23 protein-coding genes are annotated in these 23,191 nt (G+C 68.9%); 18 read left to right on the top strand and 5 right to left on the bottom strand.

The window, feature by feature from the left end; all coding sequences use genetic code 11:
• The first annotated feature begins 176 nt into the window (after window positions 1-176).
• Entirely contained in the window at window positions 177-869 is a 693-nt protein-coding gene (locus Q9R19_RS02175) for a hypothetical protein (protein ID WP_311254707.1), read from the top strand.
• Window positions 870-1,246: 377 nt separating this feature from the next.
• Window positions 1,247-2,038 carry a hypothetical protein gene (locus Q9R19_RS02180; protein WP_311254708.1) on the top strand — a complete coding sequence of 264 codons (792 nt, stop codon included), beginning with the start codon at window positions 1,247-1,249 and terminating at the stop codon, window positions 2,036-2,038.
• Here Q9R19_RS02180 and Q9R19_RS02185 read toward each other — a convergent pair whose 3' ends face one another.
• A complete protein-coding gene (locus tag Q9R19_RS02185) occupies window positions 2,039-3,427 on the bottom strand; it encodes a class I SAM-dependent methyltransferase (RefSeq protein WP_311254709.1) in 1,389 nt (462 codons plus the stop codon). It lies immediately after the preceding gene.
• Between the two features lie 432 nt (window positions 3,428-3,859).
• Here Q9R19_RS02185 and groES point away from each other — a divergent pair, with 432 nt between their 5' ends.
• The 3 genes from groES to Q9R19_RS02200 all read left to right on the top strand — a co-directional run bounded on the left by groES (window position 3,860) and on the right by Q9R19_RS02200 (window position 6,509).
• Window positions 3,860-4,156, top strand: a complete 297-nt coding sequence (groES, locus tag Q9R19_RS02190; protein WP_067242196.1) for a co-chaperone GroES — start codon at window positions 3,860-3,862, stop codon at window positions 4,154-4,156.
• A gap of 73 nt (window positions 4,157-4,229) precedes the next feature.
• Window positions 4,230-5,141, top strand: coding sequence for an EamA family transporter RarD (gene rarD, locus Q9R19_RS02195; protein ID WP_311254710.1), 912 nt, complete (start codon window positions 4,230-4,232; stop codon window positions 5,139-5,141).
• 111 nt (window positions 5,142-5,252) lie between these two features.
• A complete protein-coding gene (locus tag Q9R19_RS02200) occupies window positions 5,253-6,509 on the top strand; it encodes an ABC transporter substrate-binding protein (protein ID WP_311254711.1) in 1,257 nt (418 codons plus the stop codon).
• 187 nt (window positions 6,510-6,696) lie between these two features.
• Here Q9R19_RS02200 and Q9R19_RS02205 read toward each other — a convergent pair whose 3' ends face one another.
• From Q9R19_RS02205 to Q9R19_RS02220, 4 genes are read right to left on the bottom strand one after another with little or no spacing between them, the layout of a single operon-like run.
• Window positions 6,697-7,482 carry an ABC transporter ATP-binding protein gene (locus Q9R19_RS02205; protein WP_311254712.1) on the bottom strand — a complete coding sequence of 262 codons (786 nt, stop codon included), beginning with the start codon at window positions 7,480-7,482 and terminating at the stop codon, window positions 6,697-6,699.
• Complete coding sequence (locus Q9R19_RS02210) at window positions 7,479-8,453, bottom strand: ABC transporter ATP-binding protein (protein WP_311254713.1); 975 nt, start codon at window positions 8,451-8,453, stop codon at window positions 7,479-7,481. The genes Q9R19_RS02205 and Q9R19_RS02210 overlap by 4 nt, the downstream gene beginning before the upstream one ends.
• A gap of 4 nt (window positions 8,454-8,457) precedes the next feature.
• The gene (locus Q9R19_RS02215) at window positions 8,458-9,435 is read right to left on the bottom strand and encodes a branched-chain amino acid ABC transporter permease (RefSeq protein WP_311254714.1); all 978 of its coding nucleotides are present in this window, start codon (window positions 9,433-9,435) and stop codon (window positions 8,458-8,460) included.
• Between the two features lie 2 nt (window positions 9,436-9,437).
• On the bottom strand, window positions 9,438-10,787 hold the full coding sequence (locus Q9R19_RS02220) for a branched-chain amino acid ABC transporter permease (protein ID WP_311254715.1): 1,350 nt from the start codon (window positions 10,785-10,787) through the stop codon (window positions 9,438-9,440).
• A 215-nt stretch (window positions 10,788-11,002) separates the two neighbouring features.
• Between Q9R19_RS02220 and guaB the strand changes: the two genes are divergently transcribed.
• The 13 genes from guaB (at window position 11,003) to Q9R19_RS02285 (ending at window position 23,177) form a co-directional block, all read left to right on the top strand.
• A complete protein-coding gene (gene guaB, locus Q9R19_RS02225; RefSeq protein ID WP_311254716.1) occupies window positions 11,003-12,505 on the top strand; it encodes an IMP dehydrogenase in 1,503 nt (500 codons plus the stop codon).
• Window positions 12,506-12,780: 275 nt separating this feature from the next.
• Entirely contained in the window at window positions 12,781-13,332 is a 552-nt protein-coding gene (locus Q9R19_RS02230) for an OsmC family protein (protein ID WP_311254717.1), read from the top strand.
• 285 nt (window positions 13,333-13,617) lie between these two features.
• Window positions 13,618-14,991 carry an MFS transporter gene (locus tag Q9R19_RS02235; RefSeq protein ID WP_311254718.1) on the top strand — a complete coding sequence of 458 codons (1,374 nt, stop codon included), beginning with the start codon at window positions 13,618-13,620 and terminating at the stop codon, window positions 14,989-14,991.
• Window positions 14,992-15,004: 13 nt separating this feature from the next.
• Entirely contained in the window at window positions 15,005-16,477 is a 1,473-nt protein-coding gene (locus Q9R19_RS02240) for a pyridoxal-dependent decarboxylase (protein ID WP_311254719.1), read from the top strand.
• A gap of 132 nt (window positions 16,478-16,609) precedes the next feature.
• Complete coding sequence (locus Q9R19_RS02245; RefSeq protein WP_311254720.1) at window positions 16,610-17,197, top strand: TetR family transcriptional regulator; 588 nt, start codon at window positions 16,610-16,612, stop codon at window positions 17,195-17,197.
• A gap of 89 nt (window positions 17,198-17,286) precedes the next feature.
• Window positions 17,287-18,150, top strand: coding sequence for a branched-chain amino acid ABC transporter permease (locus tag Q9R19_RS02250; protein ID WP_311254721.1), 864 nt, complete (start codon window positions 17,287-17,289; stop codon window positions 18,148-18,150).
• Entirely contained in the window at window positions 18,147-19,139 is a 993-nt protein-coding gene (locus Q9R19_RS02255; RefSeq protein ID WP_311254722.1) for a branched-chain amino acid ABC transporter permease, read from the top strand. The genes Q9R19_RS02250 and Q9R19_RS02255 overlap by 4 nt, the downstream gene beginning before the upstream one ends.
• Window positions 19,140-19,151: 12 nt before the next feature.
• Complete coding sequence (locus Q9R19_RS02260) at window positions 19,152-20,435, top strand: ABC transporter substrate-binding protein (RefSeq protein ID WP_311254723.1); 1,284 nt, start codon at window positions 19,152-19,154, stop codon at window positions 20,433-20,435.
• A gap of 8 nt (window positions 20,436-20,443) precedes the next feature.
• Complete coding sequence (locus tag Q9R19_RS02265; RefSeq protein WP_311254724.1) at window positions 20,444-21,226, top strand: ABC transporter ATP-binding protein; 783 nt, start codon at window positions 20,444-20,446, stop codon at window positions 21,224-21,226.
• 12 nt (window positions 21,227-21,238) lie between these two features.
• Complete coding sequence (locus tag Q9R19_RS02270) at window positions 21,239-21,934, top strand: ABC transporter ATP-binding protein (protein WP_311254725.1); 696 nt, start codon at window positions 21,239-21,241, stop codon at window positions 21,932-21,934.
• A 61-nt stretch (window positions 21,935-21,995) separates the two neighbouring features.
• Entirely contained in the window at window positions 21,996-22,400 is a 405-nt protein-coding gene (locus Q9R19_RS02275) for a RidA family protein (protein ID WP_311254726.1), read from the top strand.
• A 13-nt stretch (window positions 22,401-22,413) separates the two neighbouring features.
• A complete protein-coding gene (locus Q9R19_RS02280; protein ID WP_311254727.1) occupies window positions 22,414-22,812 on the top strand; it encodes a RidA family protein in 399 nt (132 codons plus the stop codon).
• Window positions 22,809-23,177, top strand: coding sequence for a RidA family protein (locus tag Q9R19_RS02285; protein WP_311254728.1), 369 nt, complete (start codon window positions 22,809-22,811; stop codon window positions 23,175-23,177). Before Q9R19_RS02280 ends, Q9R19_RS02285 begins: the two co-directional genes overlap by 4 nt.
• Window positions 23,178-23,191: the final 14 nt, after the last annotated feature.

Raw genomic sequence — 23,191 nt, forward strand, 5'->3', positions numbered from 1 at the left:
CTGAGCCTGTCGCTCGTGCTGAGCGAGCGCCAGCGAGTCGAAGTGAAGCGTCCCCCCAGGGGGGCCCAGCCCGCCGCATCCGACGCCGCGCACTGATCCCGCTGGTCGCGGTGATCTGCCTGGTGCTCGGCCTGGTCGTCGGGCGCCTCGCGATCGAGCACGCGAATGAGCCGGCGATGAACGAGACGCAGCAGAGCATGTGGTCTGCGCTCGAGGCATCCGGCGACTACGATCCCGGCTCGGTGCACCTGCTGGGCAGCAGATACGGCGTGGATGCCTGGGAGGTGACGCGTTCGAACGGCCGGCAGCAGTGCATCCTGATCACCCGCGGCTCCTCGCTCGACGACGACGACGCCGGATCGCCGACGGCAGGCTGCGCGGCCCCGGAGGCCGACGGCGCGAGCCCGGACGAGGGTGACGAGAGCGACAGCATTCAGGCGAATCTCGCCTACACGGAGGACGGTGTCGACTACATCGCCTGGGCGAACCGGATCGATGACGTCAACGGCGACTCCGTCGTGCTGCTGCGCCGCAACGATGCGAACGCGGGCTGGGACTGGCGCTCGCAGTACACCGACGCTGAGCTGGAGCTCGTCGATCAGCTGGAGGGGGCGGGGCTCGACGGGGAGACGCTGCGGATCATCGCATACGACGGCGACCTGCCGGTGTGGACCGGCTTCTCCGACACAGGACAATGCGTCGCGATCGTGAAGGACGGCGTCGCGTCGCACTGCGGCGAGCTCACGCCCGAGTCCGCGCCGCTGGAGCTGCAGGTCGACTCGACCGTCTACGAACTGCGGGTCGGGTACGAGCGCGGCGACAGCCTCACCATCTACCGCGGAATCGACGGAGCGGGGGAGCAGGAATGACTGAAGCGGATGCCGCTCGCCGGCGCGAGCTGCAGCACCTGGCCTTCGCGCCGGGTGGCGGGCTGACTGCGGAGCAGGCCGAGGAGCTGCGGATGCTGTCGCAGCCGGCTGAGCCTGCGTCGCGGGTGCGTGGCCTCAGCGCAGAGACCCAACCATGGGTCGCTGAGTCCCAACCATGGGTCGCTGAGTCCCAACCATGGGTCGCTGAGTCCCAACCATGGGTCGCTGAGCCTGTCGCTCGTACTGAGCGAGCGCCAGCGAGTCGAAGTGAAGCGTCGCCGGCGAGTCGAAGTGAAGCGTCGCCGGCGAGTCGAAGTGAAGCGTCGCCGGCGCCAGCAGCATCCGCCCTCTCCGCGCGCCGGCGCTGGCTGCTCCCCGTGATCGGCGCCGCCGCCGTGGCGGTCGGGTTCGCCATCGCGTGGCTGGTCTCGCCACAGGCATCCGCTTCCTCGCCTCCCGAGATGACCGACGCTCAGCAGAAGGCGCAGCGCGAAGCCGCCGCGAGCGGCGACGTGGATGCCGACAGCCTGATCTTCATGGGCGCCGAGCACGGCGCGTGGACGTGGAGGGCAACGGAAGGCGACGAGGCCTGCCTCGTGCTGGTGTACGACGGCCAGCGCAGCATCGCCTGCGGTGACCCCGAGACGGGCGCGTTCGGCAGCGGCGTGATCAGCGCCGGCCTCTCGACCGACGACGACGAGACCACGGTGAGCGTCACCGCGAGCATGATCCGAACGCTCGAGGACGAGTGGGCCGTGGTCGTGGACCGGTGGCAGAGCGAGCGCGACGACGACAGCTGGACGCAGCAGTACTCGCCGGAAGAACTGCAGCTGGTGCGCGTGCTGCAGGACGCCGGCTTCGACGGACAGCAGCTGCAGCTCGTCGTGCAGGACGGCGATTATCCGGTGTGGGCGTCGAACGAGCAGCAGGACTGCCTGATGATCGTGGACCCCGCCAATCTGCAGCTGATGCAGAGCTGCGTGCCGGGTGACTCGTCCGAGCGGGCGAGCCTGATCTTCCGCGACGCGACGTACGTCCTGAACTGGTCGGAACTTCGCGGGCCGGTGGTCACGATCATCCGCAACCCGAAGGCGGTCACGAGGCTGTCCTGCGACACCGCGACCGGCGACTGCACCTCGATCGACGACAAGACGGGCGACGTGGGCTGATCACACCCGATCGGCGAGGATGGCGATGCGGCCGGCCTGCGTGCGCGTGAGGATCAGCGTCGCCGGCTTCGAGCCCTTCAGCGTGAGCTTCCTGCGGAACGCGGCCGGGTCGATGTCCATGCCGCGCTTCTTGATCTCCAGGCGCCCGATGTCGTTCGCCCGCAGTGCCGCATTGATGGTCTTGGCATGCACGGGCATGGTCTCGCGCACCCGGAACGTCTGCACGAACGGACTCGTCACCGCATCGTCGCCGGTCAGGTAGGCGATCTGCTCGTCGAGCATGCCCGCATTCAGCATTCGTGCGGCGTCGCCGATCAGGCGCGCGCGGATGACGGCGCCGTCGGGTTCGTGCAGGAAGGCACCCAGTCCGCGCACCGGCTCGTCGGCGGCATCCGCGGCGGCGGTCAGCTCGTGCGTCTGCCCGTCGGCGATGACCAGGGCGGAGCGGCGCACGCCCTCGCGCGCGAGCGCGCCGCTCCAGAGCACCAGCTCGACCACGCTTCCGTCGGCGCTGACCCACTGCGCCTCGACGTCGTCGGGGATGAGGTCGCGGTCCAGACCGGGGCCGAGCTTGATGCCGGTCGGATGCTCGCGCGCCACCTCGAAGCACCAGTCCAGCGACGGCGACCAGTCGGATGCCGACAGCCGGCGCGTCTCGCTGTGTCCGGCCGTGCGGCGCGCGGGATCGAGCCAGACCGCGTGACCCTCCTGGGGCGCTGAACCTGCCTGGGGCGCTGAGCCTGTCGAAGCGTCGTCCTGCCTCTGGGTCGCTGAGTTCTCCTGGGTCGCTGAGCCTGTCGAAGCGTCGTTCTGCCTCTGGGTCGCTGAGTTCTCCTGGGTCGCTGAGCCTGTCGAAGCGTCGTTCTGCTCCTGGAGCGTTGAACTTGCCCGGGTCACGGGATGCGCACCTCCGGGCACATGCTCCTCCGCGCGGCCGGTCCGCACTTCGGCATCCGCCCCGAACGGAGCCAGGTTGTAGGCCGCGATCCCGGCGGTCACCTCATCGGCATCCACGGCCGTGACTCGCAGCCCCGCGCCGGCGAAGGCCAGGCTGTCGCCCCCGATGCCGCAACCGAGGTCGGCGACCGCGGTGATGCCCGCTCGGCGCATCCGCACCGCGTGCAGGGTCGCGACGTTCAGGCGTGTGGCCTGCTCGAGGCCGGCGCGGGTGAACAGCATCCGCTGGGCGAACTCGCCGAACTTGGCCCGCGCCCGCACCCGCAGGTGCGCCTGGCCGACAACGGCGGAGACGAGTTCGGGGGAGTGGCCCGCCGCCCGCAGCCGCGAGACGGCGCGCGCGACGTCGTCGGAGGATGCGATCGGCCCGACCTCGTCGAGCAGGGCGAGCCCGTCGCGGGTGAGCAGTGCGCTCAGCTCGGATTTCTCCACGGGGCAAGCCTACGGCGCGCCTCAGCCCCTGCTTCGCGGGTCCCGAATTGCGGTGTCGAAGGGGTGGGATGCCGCAGAGTGGGACCCGCGAAGGAGAGCGACGAGATGCCCGGGCGTGTCGCGGGTCCCGGTTTGCGGGCTCAGCGTGCCGGATGCCGCAGAGTGGGACCCGCGAGGAGATGGGGACGAGTGAGTCGAGGTGCTCGGGCGGGCGGGATGGCCGGCCCCAGGGTCTGTGCTTCGCGGGTCCCGAATTGCGGTGTCGACGGGGTGGGATGCCGCAGAGTGGGACCCGCGAAGGACAGCGACGAGAGGTCCGGACTGGCACTCGCATTGCGTGAGTGCCAGCGGTCGGCATACACTGGAGTTAGCACCCTCGGCATGAGAGTGCTAACAGTCTTCTGATCTCAGTCACGAAAGAAGAGGTACACCGTGTCGGTTTCCATCAAGCCGCTCGAGGACCGCATCGTCATCCAGCAGGTCGAGGCAGAGCAGACCACCGCAAGCGGTCTGGTCATCCCCGACACCGCCAAGGAGAAGCCCCAGGAGGGCGAGGTCGTGGCCGTGGGCCCCGGCCGCATCGACGACAACGGCAACCGCGTTCCGCTCGACGTCGCCGTGGGCGACCGCGTGCTCTACAGCAAGTACGGCGGCACCGAGGTCAAGTTCGGCGCCGACGAGTACCTCGTGCTCTCGGCCCGCGACGTGCTCGCGGTCGTCGTCCGCTGACGACAGTTCTCGAAGGGGCCGGATGCTGAGCATCCGGCCCCTTCGTCGTCCCCGCCACCAGTAGGCTTGGGCGGTGAGCACGAAGAGCGCCGGAACGCTGTACACGATCGGTGCGTACCTGCTGTGGGGCGTGTTCCCGCTGTACTTCATCTTGCTCGACCCGACCGGCCCGTTCGAGGTCGTCGCCTGGCGGCTGCTGCTCACCCTGGTGTTCTGCGTCGTGCTGCTGACCCTCACGCGCGGCTGGCAGCGGCTGCGCGAGATCTGGCGTCGGCCCCGGCTGCTCGCGCTCACGGCCCTCGCCGGGCTGCTGATCTACGTCAACTGGCAGGTCTTCGTGATCGCCACGATGGGCGAGGCCGTCGTGGAGACCAGCCTGGGCTACTTCATCAACCCGATCTTCACCGTGCTGCTGGGCGTGCTCGTGCTGCACGAGCGGATCCGCGCAGCGCAGTGGGTCGCGATCGGCATCGCGGCGGTCGCCGTGGGCGTGATCATCGTCGCGCACGGCACATTCCCCTGGATCGCCCTCACGCTGACGGCCTCGTTCGGGCTGTACGGGCTGGTCAAGAAGAAGATCGGGCCGGCGGTGGATGCCGTGAGCGGACTCACCCTGGAATCGTTCTGGATGATCCCCATCGCCGTGGTCATCCTCGTCGTCGTGTCCGGCGACGGCGGCATCACGATGGGCACGGTCAGTCCGCTGCACACCGCGCTGCTCTCGTGCGCGGGCATCGCGACCGCCGTGCCGCTGCTGCTGTTCGCCGCCGGCACCCGCCGCGTGGACCTGTCGCTGGTCGGGATGATCCAGTTCATCACCCCGATCATGCAGTTCCTGCTCGGCTGGGCGGTACTGGGGGAGCCCATGCCGCCCGAGCGCTGGACCGGCTTCATCCTGGTGTGGATCGCGATCGCGGTCTTCGTCGGCGACCTGCTCGTGCAGAAGGGCCGCGGGCGCCGCGCGGCACCCGCGCAGCTGGTCTGACCGGATCGTTAAGGGACCGAGACCCGGGCTGGCGTTCGTGCGCCGCGCGACCGCATAGGGTAAGAGTCACCCGAAGGTGGTACTCCACGTTCAGTCACGCAAGGGAGCAACATGAACGCATTGAAGGGCTCGCGAGCCGCGAGAGTCTTCGCAGGGATCGCGCTCGTCAGCGCATCCGCACTGGTGATCGCCGGCTGTGCCAGCACTCCGGCAACCGAGAAGCCGACCGACGGCGGCGACAAGAAGCCGGCCGCCGACGTCACCCTCAAGATGGGGTCGCTGCTTCCCTCGTCGGGTACGCTCGCGTTCCTCGACCCGCCCATGGAAGCCGGCGTGCAGCTGGCCGTCAAGCAGGTCAACGATGCGAAGCTCGGCGTGACCATCGAGCTGAGCAAGGGCGACGAGGGCGACCTCGACAACAAGGCGTACGAGACCTCGATGAACAAGCTGCAGAGCGAGGGCATCACCACGCTCGTCGGCGCGGCCTCCTCGGGCGTCACCAAGCTGATCGTCGACGGCAACACCAGCGCCGGCATCCTGGCGATCTCGCCGTCCAACACCGGCGTCGCCTTCGCCGGGCTGAGCCCGCTGTACTTCCGCACCGCGCCGAGCGACGCGCTGCAGGGTGAGGTGCTGGCGAACACGATCGCCCAGGACAAGCACAAGACCCTCGGCATCATCTACCAGAACGACCCGTACGGTCAGGGTCTGGAAGGCGCCATCAAGCAGGTGTTCGAGAGCACCGGCGGCAAGGTCGTCGCCGAGGCGTCGTACAACCAGGGCGACGGCCAGTTCAACGCCCAGGTGAGCGAGGTCGCGGCCGCCAAGCCCGATGCCGTCGCCGTCGTCTCGTACGACCAGTTCGTGACGATCGCGCCGCTGCTGAAGAACGCCGGCATCGACACCAGCTCGCTGTACCTCGTGGACGGCAACCTGGTCGACTACCCCGACCTGCCCGTCGACCTGACCGGCTCGAAGGGCACCAAGGCCGGTGCCGAGCTGCCGGACAGCTTCGTCAAGGACCTCAACGATGTCTGGACCTCGCAGGGCAACAAGGACCTCACGTCGCAGACCTACTCGGCTGAGGCCTACGACGCCGTGATCCTGATGGCGCTCGGTGCGCTGCAGGCCAACTCCGACAAGGGCGCCGACATCGCCGATCAGCTGATCGAGATCTCGGGCGGCTCGGGCGACGGCGAGAAGTGCACGTCGTTCGTCGACTGCGCCAAGCTCATCAACGACGGCAAGAAGGTCGACTACGACGGCTTCTCCGGCGACGTGACCTTCGATGAGGACCACGACCCGCAGGGCGCCGCGATGGGCGTCTACGAGTACGGCGAGGGCAACACCTTCAAGCGCATCAGCTGACGCGCGGTACGCAGAGGGGGCTCCGGATGCCAGGCATCCGGAGCCCCCTTCGCGTGTCTCAGCGCCCCACGCCCCACGGGCCCACGCCCGACCCACGACCCACAGACAGTTCGCGGGTCCCAGATTGCTGCCTCAGCTGAGTGTGAGGCAGCAATTCGGGACCCGCGAAGTATGAAAAGAGGGGATGTCAGGCGGCGTCCTGGCCGAGGGTGCCCAGGTACAGGCCGATCACCTTCGGATCGTTCAGCAGATCGCGGCCGGTGCCCTCATAGGCATCCCGGCCCTGGTCGAGCACGTAGCCGCGGTCGCAGATCTGCAGGCACCGGCGGGCGTTCTGCTCGACCATGATGGTCGTCACACCAGCCTTGTTGATGTCGGAGACGCGGATGAACGCGTCATCCTGCCGCACCGGCGAGAGGCCGGCCGACGGCTCGTCCAGCAGCAGCACCGACGGGTCCATCATCAGCGCCCGCGACATCGCCACCATCTGGCGCTCACCGCCCGAGAGCGACCCGGCGCGCTGCTTGAGCCGCTTGCCCAGCTCGGCGAAGATGCCGGTGACGAACTCGAGCCGCTCGGCGTACACCTTCGGGTTCTGGTACAGACCCATCTGCAGGTTCTCCTCGATGCTCAGCGAGGGGAACACATTGTTGGTCTGCGGCACGAAGCCCACACCGCGGCGCACGAGCTTGTCGGCCTTCAGCCCCACGATGCTCTCGCCGTTCACGGTGATCTCGCCCTGCCGCACCTGCACCATGCCGAAGATCGCCTTCAGCAGGGTGGATTTGCCGGCTCCGTTCGGGCCGATGATGCCGATCAGCTCGCCCTTGCGGGCGATCAGGTTGGCGCCGTTGAGGATGTTCACGCCCGGCAGGTAGCCGGCGTGCACGTCGGTCAGCTCGACCACGACGTCGCGATCGTCGAGCTCGCGGTCATCGGGCCGGGCCCTTGCGCCCGCCGGAGTGCTGGTCATGACTGCTCCTCTTCTTCCTCGAGCTCGGCCTCGGCCTCGGCGTCGATCTTCTCGCGGATGCGGGCGGCGGCGGCATCCGATATCGCCTCGCCGTGCGCCACCGGAACTCGCCCGGTGACCGCTCCCAGGTCGACGTCCTGGTGCGCACCGAGATACGCGTCGACCACGGCCTGATCCTCCATGACCTCCTCGGGCGGGCCCTCGGCCACGACGCGGCCCTCGGCCATCACGACCACCCAGTCGGCGATGTGCCGCACCATGTGCATGTCGTGCTCCACGAAGAGCACGGTCATGCCGCGGTCCTTCAGGTCGAGGATGTGGTCCAGCAGCGACTGCGTGAGGGCGGGGTTGACCCCGGCCATCGGCTCGTCGAGCAGCACCAGGTTCGGATCGCTCATCAGCGCCCGCGCCATCTCGAGCAGCTTGCGCTGTCCGCCCGAGAGCGCGGCGGCGAAGTCCTTCTCCTTGGCGTCGAGCTTGAACCGGGCCAGCAGCCCGCGCGCCTTCTGCTCGATCTCCTTCTCCTGCGCCCGCCAGAAGAACGGGAACAGGCTCTGCCAGAAGCGCTCGCCGGTCTGGTGCGGAGCGCCCAGCTTCATGTTCTCCAGCACGGTCAGCAGCGACAGCGCCTTCGTCAGCTGGAACGTGCGCACCTGCCCCATGCGCGCCACCTTGAACGAGGGGACCCCGGCCAGGCTCTTCCCGTCGTACGACCAGGTGCCGGTGTTGGGCCGGTCGAAGCCGCACAGCAGGTTGAACAGCGTGGTCTTGCCGGCACCGTTCGGTCCGATCAGTGCGGTGATCGCCCCGCGGGGGATCTCGAGGTGGTCGACGTCGACAGCCACCAGACCGCCGAAGCGCCGCTGCACGGCATCCACCACCAGGATCGGGTCGACCTTCGCCACGCCGGGCGCGGCCGGACCCTTGGTCAGCCCTGTCGTCTTCGGTCGGCGGATGCTGCCCGTCGACACGTTCTCACTTGACAAAGGTCATCTCCCTCTTGTCTCCGAGGATGCCCTGCGGGCGGAAGATCACGATCAGCATCAGCACGACGCCGACGATGATGTAGCGCACGACATCGGCCTGGGCGCTGCTCATCGGCAGCAGCCCGGCATCCGACATCTGCGGCAGCAGGTTGCCCAGGAACGCGAACACCATCCAGAACAGCACCGCGCCCAGCGTGGGACCGAACACCGTGGCGGCGCCGCCGAGCAGCAGGATCGTCCACAGGAAGAACGTCAGCGACGTCGAGTAGCTGCCCGGCACGACCGCACTCGGCATCACGAAGATGATCCCGCCGAGGGCGCCGATCACGCCGCCGACCACCAGGGCCTGCATCTTGTAAGCGAAGACGTTCTTGCCCAGCGAGCGCACGGCGTCCTCGTCCTCGCGGATGCCCTTGAGCACCCGGCCCCAGGGGCTGCGCATCAGCGCCCAGACCAGCAGCACCGCGATGGCGAGCATGATCAGGCCGAACACGCGGTTCCACAGGCCCACCTCGTTGAAGGTCCACGGGCCGAAGCCGTAGGTGCCGGGAGGGAACGGGTTGATGTCGCGGAAGCCGGTGCTGTAGCCGCTGAGTCCGCCGGCCGAGTTCGTCCACTTCTTGAACAGCTCGGTCAGGAACAGCAGTCGCACGATCTCGGCCGCGGCGATCGTCGCGATGGCCAGGTAGTCGGCGCGCAGTCGAAGGGTGGGGATGCCCAGCAGCAGCGCGAACGCGGCTCCGCCGACCAGGCCGACGAGCATGCCGAGCCACCACGGGAACCCGAAGCTGAGCACCGAGATCGCGTAGCCGTAGCCGCCGACCGCCATGAAACCCGCCATGCCGAAGTTGAGCAGGCCGGCGTAGCCGAAGTGCACGGCCAGGCCCGTCGCGGCCAGTGCATACGCGATGGTGACGGGACTGAACAGGTAGGCGAGGGTGTTGCCGAAGATGCTTCCGAAGTCCATGGTCAACCCAGCCTCTCTCTGCGTCCGAACAGACCCTGCGGACGCACCAGCAGGACCACGATGAGCGCGATCAGCGCGCTGGCGTACTTCAGGTCGGTGGGGATCCACAGCGTCGAGATCTCCACCGCGATGCCCACGACCAGCGAGCCCAGCAGGGCGCCCATCGCCGAGCCGAGCCCGCCGAGCGTGATCGCGCAGAACATCAGCAGCAGCATCTGCATGCCCATGTCCCACTTCACGCCGGGACGGAAGTACGCCCACAGGATGCCGGAGATCGCGGCCAGGACGCCGGAGATGATCCAGGTGATGCGGATCACCTTGTCGACGTCGATGCCGGAGGCCGACGCCAGCTGCGGGTTGTCCGAGATCGCCCTGGTCGCCTTGCCGATGCGGGTGCGGGTCAGGAAGAACGCCATGCCCAGGATCGCGACCAGGCTGACGCCCATGCCGATCAGGTCGATGTACGACAGCGAGATCGGACCGAACCTCATCGGCTGCGGGCTCGCGCCCGGAATCTGGTGCGTCGCGCCCCCGACCACGTACTGCAGCGCGTAGCGCAGCGCGAGGGAGAGGCCGATGCTGACGATCATCAGCTGCACCACACCGAGACCGCGTCTGCGCAGCGGACGCCAGATCCCGGCATCCATCGCCCAGCCGAGCAGCCCGCCGGCGAGCACCGCGACGACGATGCCCAGCCACAGCGGCAGGTTCATGAGCGAGGTGACGATGACCACCGCGACGCCGCCCCAGGTGACCATCTCGCCGTGCGCGAAGTTCGACAGCCTGGTCGTGCCGTAGATCAGCGCCGCACCCATCGAGGCCAGGCCGAGCAGCAGGCCGAAGTTGATGCCGCCGACCGTGCGGTTGATCAGCTGGTCGAGGAACGACACCGTGACCCGCTCACCCTGCCCGAGGAAGAGGTTCACGATCTTGGTGCCGGTCAGACCGAACTCCGCCTCGAACGAGCCGCTGGTCCCGTCGACGGCCTTCACGCCGTCGGGGAGCTGCTCGGCGTCGACGATCACGCCCTCGGGCAGCGTGTCCTCGTCGATCGAGATCGTGTACTGCGCCTTCTCGGGAACGTAGAGACGCCAGGAGCCCTCGGCATCCGTCTTCGTCTCGCCCTCGAAGCCGTCGCCCTCGACCTTGAGCTCCACGTCGGGGATCGGCTCGTCCTGATAGGTGATGTTCCCCGCGAAGTAGAACTGGGTGATCTCCTGGCCGTCATCGGTCGTGTCGGCCTGTGCTGCGCCGGCGGGTATGCCGAGCACCAGGAAGGCGGCCAGCAGCGTCGCAAGCAACGCGATCAGCCCGTTATGAGGGCGCTCAAGCGCCGCGGTTCTCAGTCCCACGCATCCTCCACATCGAGTGCCCTCGAACGAACTCGGGCAGCCGTTCGATGATGGACGTCGCATTGAGCGTAGCCCGTATCGGTCGCACTCGGAATATCCGCAGGGCGGTGGAGCTTAGAATCAATACACGACGGCAATGCTCCCGTCCCCGGTCGCAGCCGTCCCGCGCACATTCGTCATTCGATCGCGCCCTCCGGCGCAGAGGAGCCAGTTCCATGCCCCAGCACGACCCGTTCGGTTTCGTCGGTCTCACCTACGATGACGTGCTGCTGCTGCCCGGGCACACCGATGTCATCCCCAGCGAGGCCGACACCTCCTCGCGCATCACCCGCCGCATCTCGGTCGCGACCCCGCTGCTCTCCAGCGCCATGGACACGGTCACCGAGGCGCGCATGGCGATCGCGATGGCGCGCGAGGGTGGCATCGGCATCCTGCACCGCAACCTCTCCATCGCCGACCAGGCCGCCGACGTCGACCGCGTCAAGCGCAGCGAGTCGGGCATGATCACCGACCCGATCACCACGACCCCCGACGCCACCGTCGAAGAGGTCGACAACCTGTGCGCCAAGTACCGCATCTCGGGCCTGCCCGTCGTCGACGACGAGGGCCGCCTGGTGGGCATCGTGACCAATCGCGACATGCGCTTCGTGTCGGGCTTCGAGCGGCGCACGACCCTGGTGCGCGATGTGATGACCAGCGAGAACCTCGTCACCGCCAAGGTGGGCGTGGCCGCGGGCGAGGTCATCGCGCTGTTCGCGCAGCACCGGGTCGAGAAGCTGCCGCTGATCGACGAGGACGGCAAGCTCGCGGGCCTGATCACCATCAAGGACTTCGACAAGAGCGAGAAGTACCCCCTGGCCACCAAGGACGACCAGGGCCGTCTGCGCGTGGGGGCAGCGATCGGCTTCTTCGGCGACGCGTGGGAGCGCGCCGAGGCGCTGCGGGATGCCGGCGTGGACGTGCTCGTCGTCGACACCGCCAACGGCCAGTCGCAGGGCGTGATCGACCTGGTCAAGCGGCTCAAGGCCGACCCGACGTTCGAGCACATCGACATCATCGGCGGCAACGTCGCCACGCGTGAGGGCGCGCAGGCGCTGGTGGATGCCGGCGTCGACGCCGTCAAGGTCGGGGTCGGCCCCGGCTCGATCTGCACCACCCGCATCGTCGCCGGCGTCGGAGTGCCGCAGGTGACGGCCGTGTACGAGGCCTCGCTGGCGGCGGCGCCCGCGGGCATCCCCGTGATCGCCGACGGCGGTCTGCAGTACTCGGGCGACATCGCCAAGGCGCTGGTCGCGGGAGCGGATGCTGTGATGCTGGGCTCGCTGCTGGCCGGAACCGACGAGTCGCCGGGCGAGATCGTGTTCCAGTCGGGCAAGCAGTTCAAGCTGTACCGCGGGATGGGCTCGCTGGGCGCCATGCAGACCCGCGGCAAGCAGACCTCGTACTCCAAGGACCGCTACTTCCAGGCCGACGTGCCCAGCGACGACAAGCTCATCCCCGAGGGGATCGAGGGCCAGGTGCCCTACCGCGGACCGGTGTCGGCCGTGGCGTACCAGCTGATCGGCGGGCTGCGTCAGTCGATGTTCTACGTCGGCGCACGCACGATCGAAGAGCTGAAGGCGCGCGGGAAGTTCGTGCGGATCACCGCCGCGGGGCTGAAGGAGTCGCACCCGCACGACGTGCAGATCGTCGTCGAGGCCCCGAACTACAAGCGCTGACCCGCTTCATCGCGCTCAGGGTGCGGCCCTTCCGTGTGGGAGGCGGGGCGTTTCTGCGTTCGCGGGACGGGCGTGTCTGCGTTCGCGGGTCCCGAATTGCGGCCTTCGGGCATCCGAGGCCGCGAATCAGGACCCGCGAACCGCGTCGGCGGGCGGGGACCCGGCGTCGGCGGGCGGCGAACGGCTTCGGAGGGAAGGTTGCGCCGTGTGACGCGGAGTTGCGCGGGATGACGAAGGTGGATGCGCGGCATCCGCCCGCCGGTTACCGTCGCCGCATGACTCTTCTCGACGATCAGAACATCGCCCTCGCCGACGTGACCGCAGACGAGCGCGCGCAGCGCCTCACCGACGCGGGCTCGGTGTGGAGCGAGCGCATCGCACGCGATGCGAGCAATGCGCAGCTCACCTATCGCGTGACAGGGCGAGGAGTCGGCTCGGTCGGCACTGAGATCCGTGCGGGCAAGCACGCCTTCCTCGTGGACGAGCCTGCGGCGCTCGCCGGCGACGATGCGGCGGCAAGCCCCGTGGAGTACGCGCTCGGGGCGCTCGTCTCCTGTCAGGTCGTGGTCTTCCGGCTCTACGCGCAGGCACTGGGTCTGACGATCGACGACATCGAGATCACCGCCGAGGGCGACCTGGACGTGCGGAAACTGTTCGGCATCGACGAGGCGGGGCGGGCAGGCTTCCACGATGTGCGGGTCAGAGTCGACGTCACCGGGCCGAACACGCCCGAGGAGTATGAGAAGCTGCGCGCCGTCGTCGAGGAGCACTGCCCGGTGCTCGACCTGTTCGCGAACACCGTGCCCGTCACGGGCGCGCTCGCCTGACGGCATCCGCCGCCCCCATCTTGCGCGCTCGCGGGTCCGGCTTTGCGCGCTCGCGGGTAGGGCTTTGCGCGCTCGCGGGTAGGGCTTCGCGCGCTCGCGGGTCCGGAACGGCTGCCTCACAGGCATCCGAGGCCACGATTCGGGACCCGCGAACGACATCGGGCTGGGCAGGGCCGGGCCGGAGGGCAGGGCTGGGCCGGATGCCCGGATGCCCGGATGCCGGATGCCGGATGCCGAGGTGCTGCCGCGCCAGCAGCTCCTTCGCGCCCCGCTAGAGTGAGCGACATGCGTTCAGGGTCGAATTCGCTCAGCCGCGGGCAGGTCACCCGCTACGCGATCGGGTCGCTCGGCACGGGCGGCTTCGCCACTCTCCCCGGGCTCGTGCTGGTCTACTACCTGACCGACTCGCTGGGCGTCACCGCGCTCGCCGCCGGCGCGATCGTCACCGCGGCGAAGGTGTGGGACGTGCTGATCGATCCCGTCATCGGCGGGCTCAGCGATCGCGCGCTGGCGCACTCCGGAAGCCGTCGGCGCACCATGCTGATCGGCGGCATCGGGCTGCCGGTCGCCTTCGTGCTCACCTTCGCCGTCCCCGCCGGATTCGGGCCGCTGCCGGCTGCGCTCTGGGTGCTGGTCGCATTCATGCTTGCCGCGACGTTCTTCAGCCTGTTCCAGGTTCCCTACATCGCCCTGCCGGCCGAGCTCACCGATGACTACCGCGAGCGCACGCGCCTGCTCAGCTGGCGCGTCGTGCTGCTCACCGTCGCCATCCTGCTGTTCGGCGCGGGCGGGCCCGAGCTGCGGGCGCTGTTCCCCGATGACCCGCTGCTGGGATACCTGACCATGGCGGTCGTCGCGGCGGTCGTGCTCGGGCTGGGCATGGTGACCTCCGCGTCGGTCGCGCCGCAGCGCCCGCTGCTGCCCGTGCGGCCCGGCGCCACGATCATGGAGCACTACCGCGACGGCGTGGTCGTGCTGCGCGAGAGCCAGCCGTTCCGCGCGCTGCTGGCCACCTTCCTGCTGCAGGGCCTGGCCACCGGCATGATGCTCGCGGCCGCGCAGTACGTGGCGCGCTGGGTGCTGCACGACGAGACGGCGGTGACGCAGCTGTTCGTCGCGCTCATCGCCCCGGCGCTGCTGATGGCGCCGGTGTGGAAGCTGATCGCCGACCGGGTCGGCAAGGAGCGCGGCTTCGCGCTGGCCAGCGTCGTGTTCCTGGTGGCGACGCTGGTGCTGATCGGCATGGTGTGGATGCCGGGCTGGTGGATCCTCGCGCCGGTCGCACTGGCCGGCGCCGCCTACGCCGGCATGCAGACCCTGCCGATGGCCATGCTTCCCGACGTGATCGCGCACGACAGCACGACCCGCGCGGGCGCGGGCACGCGCGACACCGCGAACCGCTCGGGCATCTTCGGGGGCGTGTGGACGGCGGGCGAGACCACCGGCATGGCGCTGGGTGGCACGATCCTCACCGTGGTGCTCGCACTGACCGGGTATCTGGAGACGACGGCCGGCACCACCGTCGTGCAGCCGGAGTCGGCGGTGATCGGCATCGCCGTGTCCTTCAGCATCCTTCCCGCCCTCCTGATGCTGCTGAGCCTGGCGGCCCTGGCACGGTACCGGCTGCGCGAGCAGGACATCGTCGGCACGTCCGCGTGAACGGTCCGGCAGCATGAGCGGTGACTCGCACGACATCCTGGCCAGGCTCCGCGCGCTGCGCGAGGGCGACGCTCCCACGCACGGCGGTCGGGTGCTGTCGTACGTGTACGACTCCGGGCTCGGCGAGCTCGACGAGCTCGCCGACGCCGCCGCCCGCCTGGCGCGCCCGCTGAACGGTCTGGACCCGACCGTCTTCCCGTCCATCGCGGCGATGGAGAGCGACGTGGTCGGGTTCGCCCGGCGGATGCTGCACGGCGGGCGCTCCGTGGTCGGATCGGTCACCAGCGGCGGCACGGAGAGCTGCCTGCTCGCGGTGAAGGCGGCGCGCGACCTGTGGCGCGAGGCGCATCCGGACGGCGGACGCCCGCGGCTGCTGACCGCGTCGACGGTGCACGCGGCGTTCCAGAAGGCGGCTCTGCTGTTCGACCTGGACTGGGACGCCGTGCCCGTGGGGCCCGACGGCGCTCTGGGTGCAGAGGACCTGATCGCGCGGATGGACGGCGACGTGGCGCTCGTCGTCGTCAGCGCCCCGGCGTATCCGACGGGTGCGCTGGATGCCGTGGCATCCGTCGCGCCGGCCGCCGCCGACCGGGGCATCGCGTGCCACGTCGACGCCTGCTTCGGGGGCTTCGTGCTGCCGTGGTGGCCGGGGCTGCCGCGCTGGGACTTCCGCGTGCGCGGCGTGACCAGCATCTCGGCCGACCTGCACAAATTCGGATACGCGCCCAAGGGCGTGTCGGTGCTGCTGCACGGCGGTCGGGGGCAGGGCGGGCGGCGGCGGCAGCGGGCGCAGTTCTTCGCGACCACGCGGTGGGCGGGGTATCCGGTGGTCAATCCCACCCTGCTCGGGTCGCGCTCGGCGTCGCCGCTGGCCGCCGGCTGGGCGATCATGCAGCACCTCTCCGACGACGGGTACGCGCAGCTGGCCGGGTCGATCCGGCGGGTGGCGGATGCCGTGCGCGAGACGGTCGTGGACATTCCAGGACTGACCGTCCTGGGCGACCCGGTCGGGCCGGCGATCGCGCTCGTCGCCGACGACTCCGTGCCACCGGGCGAGCGCGTGGATCCGCACCGGCTGGCGGACGAGCTGGCCGGTCACGGCTGGAAGATCCAGCACCAGCCGGGGCTCGTGCAGACCGACGGCGTGCGCATCCCGCACAGCGCGCACCTGACCCTCACGCCGGTGCTCGAGCAGCGGGTGGGGGAGTTCGGCGACGCTCTGCGCGCAGCATCCGATTCCGTCCGCGGCAGACCGCGAGCCGACGCACGGATGCTGCTGGCGGGCATGCGGGCACTCGGCTACGGCGAGGGCGGGCGCGTACCGGGGCCGAAGGCCGCCTGGCGCCTGCTGCGGCTCGCCGGGGCGGGGAAGGTGTCGGCCGATCAGCCGATGGCCGTGCTGATGGCGCTGATCGAGAAGCTGCCGCCCCCGGTCGCCGAAGTGCTGCTCACCGAGCTGCTGGCGCGGCTGTCCGAGCCGCGCTGAGGCGGGATGTCCGACCCGCGCTGAGGCGGGATGTCCGACCCGCGCCGAGGCGGGTCGAGCGGTTCCGGCCGGGTCGCCGTATTATCTCCGGTAGGAGAAATTGCCTCACGATGACCGGAGGGCGGGGGCGGCGTGCCGAAGAGGGTGGACCATGATCAGCGACGCAAGGAGATCGTCGAGGCCGCGTGGCGGCTGATCGGTCGCGGCGGGTTCGAGGCGGCCACGATGCGTGAGATCGCCGCCGAGGCCGGGTTCGCCAACGGGGCGCTGAAGTACTACTTCTCGAGCAAGGACGATCTGCTCGCCGCTGCGTTCCAGCACACGTTCTTCCGAGTCAACGAACGCGCCTCGCACACGATCGAGGGTCGCACCGGTACGGCGGCGATCCGGACGCTGTGCCTGGAGATGCTGCCGCTGGATTCCGAGCGGCAGATCGAGTCACGGGTCGCTGTGGCGTTCTGGGATCGCGCTGCCTCCAGTGCCCCGTTGCGGAAGATCCACCGCGACTCCTTCGCGATCTGGCGCAAGTGGATCGAGGACGAGCTGGAGACGGCTCGTCGCAACGGTGAGATATCGAGCGGTCTCTCCGACCGGGCGATCGTGGACACGCTCTTCTACATCATCACCGGCATGCGCGTGCTGCCCACTCTCGAACCCGGTGCGACGCGCCCCGAAGCGCAGTTGGAGATGCTCGACTCGGTTCTTTCAAGAATTGCTTGACAAACCTCCGGTTTATTTCTACAAATGTAGACATCAATGGTGATGAGCGTCGAAGACCACGGTCTACGGCGCATGGACGGAGGGCGGCAGTGGACGCGACGTTCTTCTTGCAGCAGACCCTCAACGGGTTGAGCTTCGGCGCGCTGCTGTTCCTGGTGGCCAGCGGCTTCACGCTCGTGTTCGGTCTGATGCGGATCTCCAACCTCGCGCACGGAGGGTTCTACCTCGTCGGCGCGTATGTGGCGCTGACAGCCGTGGCTCTGACGAAGAGCTTCTGGATCGGTCTGATCGCCGGGGCGATCGCGGCAGGTGTCGTCGGCCTCGGAGTCGAACGCGGACTGCTGCGGCGCGTGCGCAATCGCGAGATGCCGGAGGTGCTCGTCACCGTCGGCGTGCTGTTCATCATCTCCGACCTCATGCTCGCGATCTTCGGCGGCGACCCGAAGTCCGTCGGACGATCAGGGGCGCCGAGCGGCTCGCTGGTCGTGGGCGACTTCGCCTACCCGTGGTACCGGCTCTTCATCATCGGCGTCACGCTGGTGATCGGCCTGATCATGTTCATCCTGCAGCGGCGCACCCGCGTCGGTGCCATCGTGCGCGCCGGAGTCGACAACCGGGAGATGACCGTGGCGATCGGCATCAACGTCGACCGGGTCTTCACCGGGGTGTTCGTCTTCGGTGCCGTGCTCGCCGGCATCGCCGGCGCCATCGGCTCAGGGCTGCTCAGCCTCAATCCCTCGTCCGGCACCGAGATCCTGCTCTTCGCGATGGTGGTGGTCATCATCGGCGGACTCGGGAGCATCCCGGGCGCAGCGATCGGCGCGGCGTTCATCGGACTCGTCGACGCCTTCGCGAAGGTCTGGCTCCCCGAGTTCTCATACTTCACCGTCTTCGCGCCGATGGCGCTCGTGCTCGTGTTCCGTCCCTACGGGCTGCTGGGGAGGCCTGCATGATCCGCCCACGCCCGAACCGCCGGCAGGTGGCCGTCACAGCCTTGTGCGGCGCACTGCTGATCGCCGCGGTCGTCCTGCCGTACGTGGCGACGAAGTACTACGTGACCGTCGCGGCACTCATACTGGCATCCGCGCTGCTCGCCTCCAGCGTCAACCTGCTGGCAGGGAACGCCGGCCTCTACTCGCTGGGCCACGCGGGCATCGCGGCGGCGGCCGGCTACGGACTCGCCTGGTCGTCGAGACAGGGGATGAGCCTGACGGGTCAGCTTCTGGTCGCACTGCTGCTGACCCTGATCGCCAGCGTCGTCTACGGCGTGATCTCGATGCGCACCTCTGGTGTCTTCTTCCTGATGGTGACGCTCGCGGCGGGCATGGTCTGCTACGGGATGGCCTACCGATGGTCGTCCGTGACCGGAGGTGACAACGGCCTCACCGGCATCCGCAGACCCGAGGCGATCTCCGACTACTGGCAGTACTACTTCTTCGTGCTCGCGGTGTTCCTGGTGGCGACCCTGGCCACTCGCGCGCTGTCGGCGTCGCGGTTCGGGCTGAGCCTGCGCGGCATCCGTGACAGCCAGTCGCGCATGCGCAGTCTCGGTTACAGCGTCTCCGCGTACAAGTTCGCCGCGGTCGTGCTGTCGGGATTGCTCGCAGGCCTCGCCGGAGTGCTCCTGGTGTGGCAGAACGAGTTCGTCAGCCCCGCGTCATCCGGATTCCAGGCGTCAGCACTTGCACTGGTGATGGTCGTGCTCGGCGGCGCCGGCCGCACACTCGGTCCGCTCATCGGGGCAACGGTCGTCGTCCTCATCCAGCAGGTGCTGAGCACGTACGTGGACCGCTGGCCGACCGTGCTCGGCATCATCTTCGTGGTCGTCGTCATCGTCAAGGAGAGCGATGGCATCCCACGACTCCGTGCAGCCGCGCAGCGGCTCCGCACGGACCCTCGTCGTCGGCATTCCGAGCCGACGCGATCCACACAGCAGTACTGAGGAGGCAAGGCAATGCGATCAACTCAACGGCGAGGATTGCGGTACGTCCTCGCGGCGACGGTCACGGCGGCGGGACTCGTCTTCGTCGGATGCGCGCCATCGAGCTCGCTGTCCGACGACGGCGACGGCGACGAGCCCGTCGGCGGCGGCACCACGTTCAAGGTGGGCGTGCTCGCACCCATGACCGGCTTCGTGTCGGCCATCGGCGCGGATCTCAAGCAGGGATGGGAGCTGTACTGGGACCAGAACGGCGCCACGGCGGGCGCCTTCACGGTCGAGACCGTGCTCGAGGATGACGCGAGCAGCCCCGACACGGCCCTGGCCAAGGCGACTCGACTGGTCACCGAGGAGAAGGTCGACGTCGTCGTCGGACCCGTCCTCGCCAACCAGGCGCTCGCTGTCGCCGACTACCTCAGCCAGCAGGGAGTCGTGAACCTCGCGCAGTCCTCGGCGGACGACATCACGCAGCGGGAGTTCAGCGAGCTCGTGCTGCGCACGGGGGCGCTCGCCGGCAGCCAGACGACGTTCCCGGGCGGCCAATGGGCGTTCGACGAGGGGCACCGCACCGCCGCGACGCTGTGCGTCGACTACGCGTTCGGATGGGAGAGCTGCGGCGGATTCGTCAGCGCCTTCACCGAAGCGGGCGGCGACGTGCCGCTGCAGCTGTGGTATCCCGGCGACGCCACCGACCTGAGCACCTACGTCACACAGCTGGCGAACGCCGATGTCGACGTGGTCTTCGCAGGCACGGCCGGCGGCACCGACAGCTCCAACTTCCTGCGATCCGCCGCCGACTTCGGTCTGCTGGAGAGGACTCCGGTGCTGGCGAACTGCTGCACGCTCGATCAGGCGATCCTCGAGGATGTCGGCGACATCGCGCTCGGGATCAACTCCGTCGCCTACTACGCCGAAGGCGCGCCGCTCGTGGCCGGCTTCGTCGAGGCCTACGAGGCCGAGTACGGCATCCTCCCGTCGGTGTACGCCTTCGGCGCGTATGCGACCGCGCAGATGCTGGCGGCGACCCTGGAGGGCATCGATGAGAAGCTCACGGGTGCCGATCTGGTCGACGCGATCACCTCAGCCGATCTGTCGGCCAGCCCTTGGGGCAAGGTGAGCTTCGATGACCACAACAATCTGGTCGCCCCGGTGCTGGTGCGCGACGTCACCGCGCGTGACGACGGCAAGCTGTGGAACACCGTCGTGGACGAGTTCTCGGACGTGAGCCAGTTCTGGACGTTCGACCCGGACGAGTTCCTGTCCAGCCCGTCGTTCTCGACCTCGCGGACAGGTCGATGAGCAGCGTCATGACCGCAGGTTCTCCCTCGGCGCCCGTCGCCGGGGGAGAGCCCGACATGCGCCTGGACGGCATCTCCAAGCGCTTCGGCGGGCTGACCGCTGTCGACGGCGTGACGATCGAACTGCCGCCGGGCGGGCGTCTGGCGGTGATCGGGCCGAACGGTGCGGGCAAGAGCACCCTCTTCCGGCTGATCGCGGGTGAGTACCGTCCGACAGCGGGCCGTGTTCATCTGCTGGGTGAGGATGTCACTCGGCTGGGTGAGCGCGCTCGCGCGCGGCGGGGCATCGCGCGCACCTTCCAGGTGTCGAACCTGTTCGAGCAGCTCAGCGTGTTCGAGAACGTGTGCATCGCGGCGCAGGTCGGCACCTGGCGTGCGCGCAGCGTGTGGGGGCGCCCGCGTCCGGAGTCGGCCGCCGACGCGGACTCGGTCGCCGTGCTCGACCGAGTCGGGCTCGGCGCTCGCCTGAACCATCCCGTCCACGAGCTCTCCCATGGAGAGCAGAGGCAGCTCGAGATCGCGGTCGCGATGGTGCGGATGCCGCGGCTTCTCCTGCTGGACGAGCCCGCCGCGGGCCTCTCCGCCTCCGAGCGAGGGATGCTGCGCGGCCTGCTGGAGACCATTCCGCGCGAGACCAGCGTGGTCCTCATCGAGCACGACATGAGTCTCGCCCTCGAGCTCTCCGACATGGTGCTCTGCCTGGACAACGGCGTGCCCCTGGCCTATGGGACGCCGGAGGAGATCCGTGCGAATCCGGCGGTGCAGGCGGTCTATCTGGGAAGGCGGGACTGACGGATGCTGAAAGTGCGCGATCTGCATGCAGGCTATCGCACCGCCCGCGTGCTCAACGGCGTCGACCTGGACGTCGAGCCGGGTGAGTCCGTCGCCCTGATGGGGCGCAACGGCATGGGGAAGACGACGTTGCTGCGTGCGATCAGCCGGCTCGCGCCTCCGACGGTGTTCTCCGGCAGCGTCCAGCTGCAGGGGGTGGAGCTGCTGCGCCTCCCGCCTCACCGCGTGGCGGATGCAGGCAGCAGTCTCGTGCCGCAGGGGCGACAGGTGTTCGGGAGTCTCACGGTTCGCGAGAACCTGTCGATCGTGCCCCGCCCACGTGACCGCGACGCCTGGACGATCGAGCGGGTGTTCGAGTTCTTCCCCCGCCTGGAGGAGCGCGAACGCGCGCTGGCACGCACTCTCTCGGGCGGCGAGCAGCAGATGCTCGCCATCGGACGGGCGCTCATGTCCGGGCCACGGCTGCTGCTGATGGACGAACCCTCCGAGGGCCTCGCCCCGGCCGTTCTGCGGGTGATCGGCGAGCGGCTGCAGGAACTGCGAGCGACCGGCCTCTCGGTGCTGGTCGCCGAGCAGAACGTGGACTTCGCGCTGGCACTGAGTGATCGCGTCCTGATCCTCGGTGAGGAGGGCGCGATCGCGTGGGCCGGGTCGCGCGCGGGACTCGTGGCTGACCCGACCCCGGTGCACCGATACCTGGGGCTGTGAGCCCTCGCGCCGACGCGGTCCCCGAGCGCGAAGGCACACACACAACAGAAGGAGAATGGCGATGCCACGAATGGAACTGATCGAACTCGACGAGAGCAAGGCGTACATGCTGCCGTACGCTCCGGCGATCAAGGTGCATCCCGGTTCGGAGTACGTCTTCATCTCCGGAGCGATCCAGCCGGGAGACGACGCGGCGCTGCCGGACGGGATCGTCGAGCAGGTGCGTTTCGTCATGAGCCGCCACACCCAGGTCCTGCAAGCCAACGGGCTCACCTGGGATGACGTCGTGCACGTGTACGAGTTCCTGACGGACATGCGCGACACGGTCGACGTGCACATCACGATGGCGGAGTTCACCGGCGATTCCGGCTGGAAGCCCGCGAACACGCTCATCGGCGTCAATGCGCTCAGCCGTCCCGGCGCGCGCTTCGAGCTGGATGTCATCGCGGTGCGCACCACCGCGTGAGAGAGGACAGGACATGACATTCCCCACTGCCCGGGCGACGGCCGGCGCGGACTCCCTCTTCTGGATGTCGGGAGCCACCGCGATCGCGCTGTACCACCATCACCCGCACGTCGAGGAGGAGTGCATCCTTCCCGACGACATCCGCGAGCAGACGCTGCGCGTGCTGACGACCTTCGACGAAGTGCTCCGATTCAACGGACTCGAATGGAAGCACGTCGTCAAGCTCGCACAGTTCCTCACGGACCTGCGCGACCACGACATCGTCCAGGAGACGATCGCAGAGCATCTCGCGCGACGTGGAGGCGGAGCGCCGGCGACGACCGTCGTCGGCATCAATGCGCTGAGCGCGCCCGGCGCGCGTCTCGAGCTGGAGCTGGTCGCCGTGCGTCCTGCCGAGGAGGAGCTGTCATGATCGAGCCGATGATGATCGAGGGCCACGGACCTGTGGTGGTCGTCGGCGGGCCAGCGGGACTGGTGTTCCTCTCCGGGATCGGCCCGGCGCATGCCGCCGATGCTGACCCGGCGGCAGCGATCGAACTCCAGGTGGAGCAGACGGCCGGCCGTCTCGAGGAGGTGCTCGCAGAACGGGATCTCGCCTGGACGAACGTGGCGAAGGTGATCGTCTACCTGACCGACAACAGCGAACTGGATGCCGTGATGTCCGGCCTCAGGCTGCGCTTCGGCTCGACGTGGAGCCCCGCAGTGACGTTCGTGCAGGTCGACAATCTCCCCGTGCGCGGGGTGCGGGTCCAGCTCGACGTCGTGGCCGCAGCCTGAGCACTGCCCAGAAA

Source organism: Microbacterium sp. ARD32, assembly GCF_031844385.1.
In the GTDB taxonomy this organism is placed as follows: Bacteria; Actinomycetota; Actinomycetes; order Actinomycetales; family Microbacteriaceae; genus Microbacterium.

Coding starts and splice junctions, on each gene's coding strand:
- Q9R19_RS02175 (WP_311254707.1), top strand. CDS start 177: ATGAACGAGACGCAGCAGAGCATGTGGTCTGCGCTCGAGGCATCCGGC.
- Q9R19_RS02200 (WP_311254711.1), top strand. CDS start 5,253: ATGAACGCATTGAAGGGCTCGCGAGCCGCGAGAGTCTTCGCAGGGATC.
- Q9R19_RS02205 (WP_311254712.1), bottom strand. CDS start 7,482: ATGACCAGCACTCCGGCGGGCGCAAGGGCCCGGCCCGATGACCGCGAG.
- Q9R19_RS02215 (WP_311254714.1), bottom strand. CDS start 9,435: ATGGACTTCGGAAGCATCTTCGGCAACACCCTCGCCTACCTGTTCAGT.
- guaB (WP_311254716.1), top strand. CDS start 11,003: ATGCCCCAGCACGACCCGTTCGGTTTCGTCGGTCTCACCTACGATGAC.
- Q9R19_RS02230 (WP_311254717.1), top strand. CDS start 12,781: ATGACTCTTCTCGACGATCAGAACATCGCCCTCGCCGACGTGACCGCA.
- Q9R19_RS02235 (WP_311254718.1), top strand. CDS start 13,618: ATGCGTTCAGGGTCGAATTCGCTCAGCCGCGGGCAGGTCACCCGCTAC.
- Q9R19_RS02240 (WP_311254719.1), top strand. CDS start 15,005: ATGAGCGGTGACTCGCACGACATCCTGGCCAGGCTCCGCGCGCTGCGC.
- Q9R19_RS02255 (WP_311254722.1), top strand. CDS start 18,147: ATGATCCGCCCACGCCCGAACCGCCGGCAGGTGGCCGTCACAGCCTTG.
- Q9R19_RS02260 (WP_311254723.1), top strand. CDS start 19,152: ATGCGATCAACTCAACGGCGAGGATTGCGGTACGTCCTCGCGGCGACG.
- Q9R19_RS02265 (WP_311254724.1), top strand. CDS start 20,444: ATGACCGCAGGTTCTCCCTCGGCGCCCGTCGCCGGGGGAGAGCCCGAC.
- Q9R19_RS02275 (WP_311254726.1), top strand. CDS start 21,996: ATGCCACGAATGGAACTGATCGAACTCGACGAGAGCAAGGCGTACATG.
- Q9R19_RS02280 (WP_311254727.1), top strand. CDS start 22,414: ATGACATTCCCCACTGCCCGGGCGACGGCCGGCGCGGACTCCCTCTTC.
- Q9R19_RS02285 (WP_311254728.1), top strand. CDS start 22,809: ATGATCGAGCCGATGATGATCGAGGGCCACGGACCTGTGGTGGTCGTC.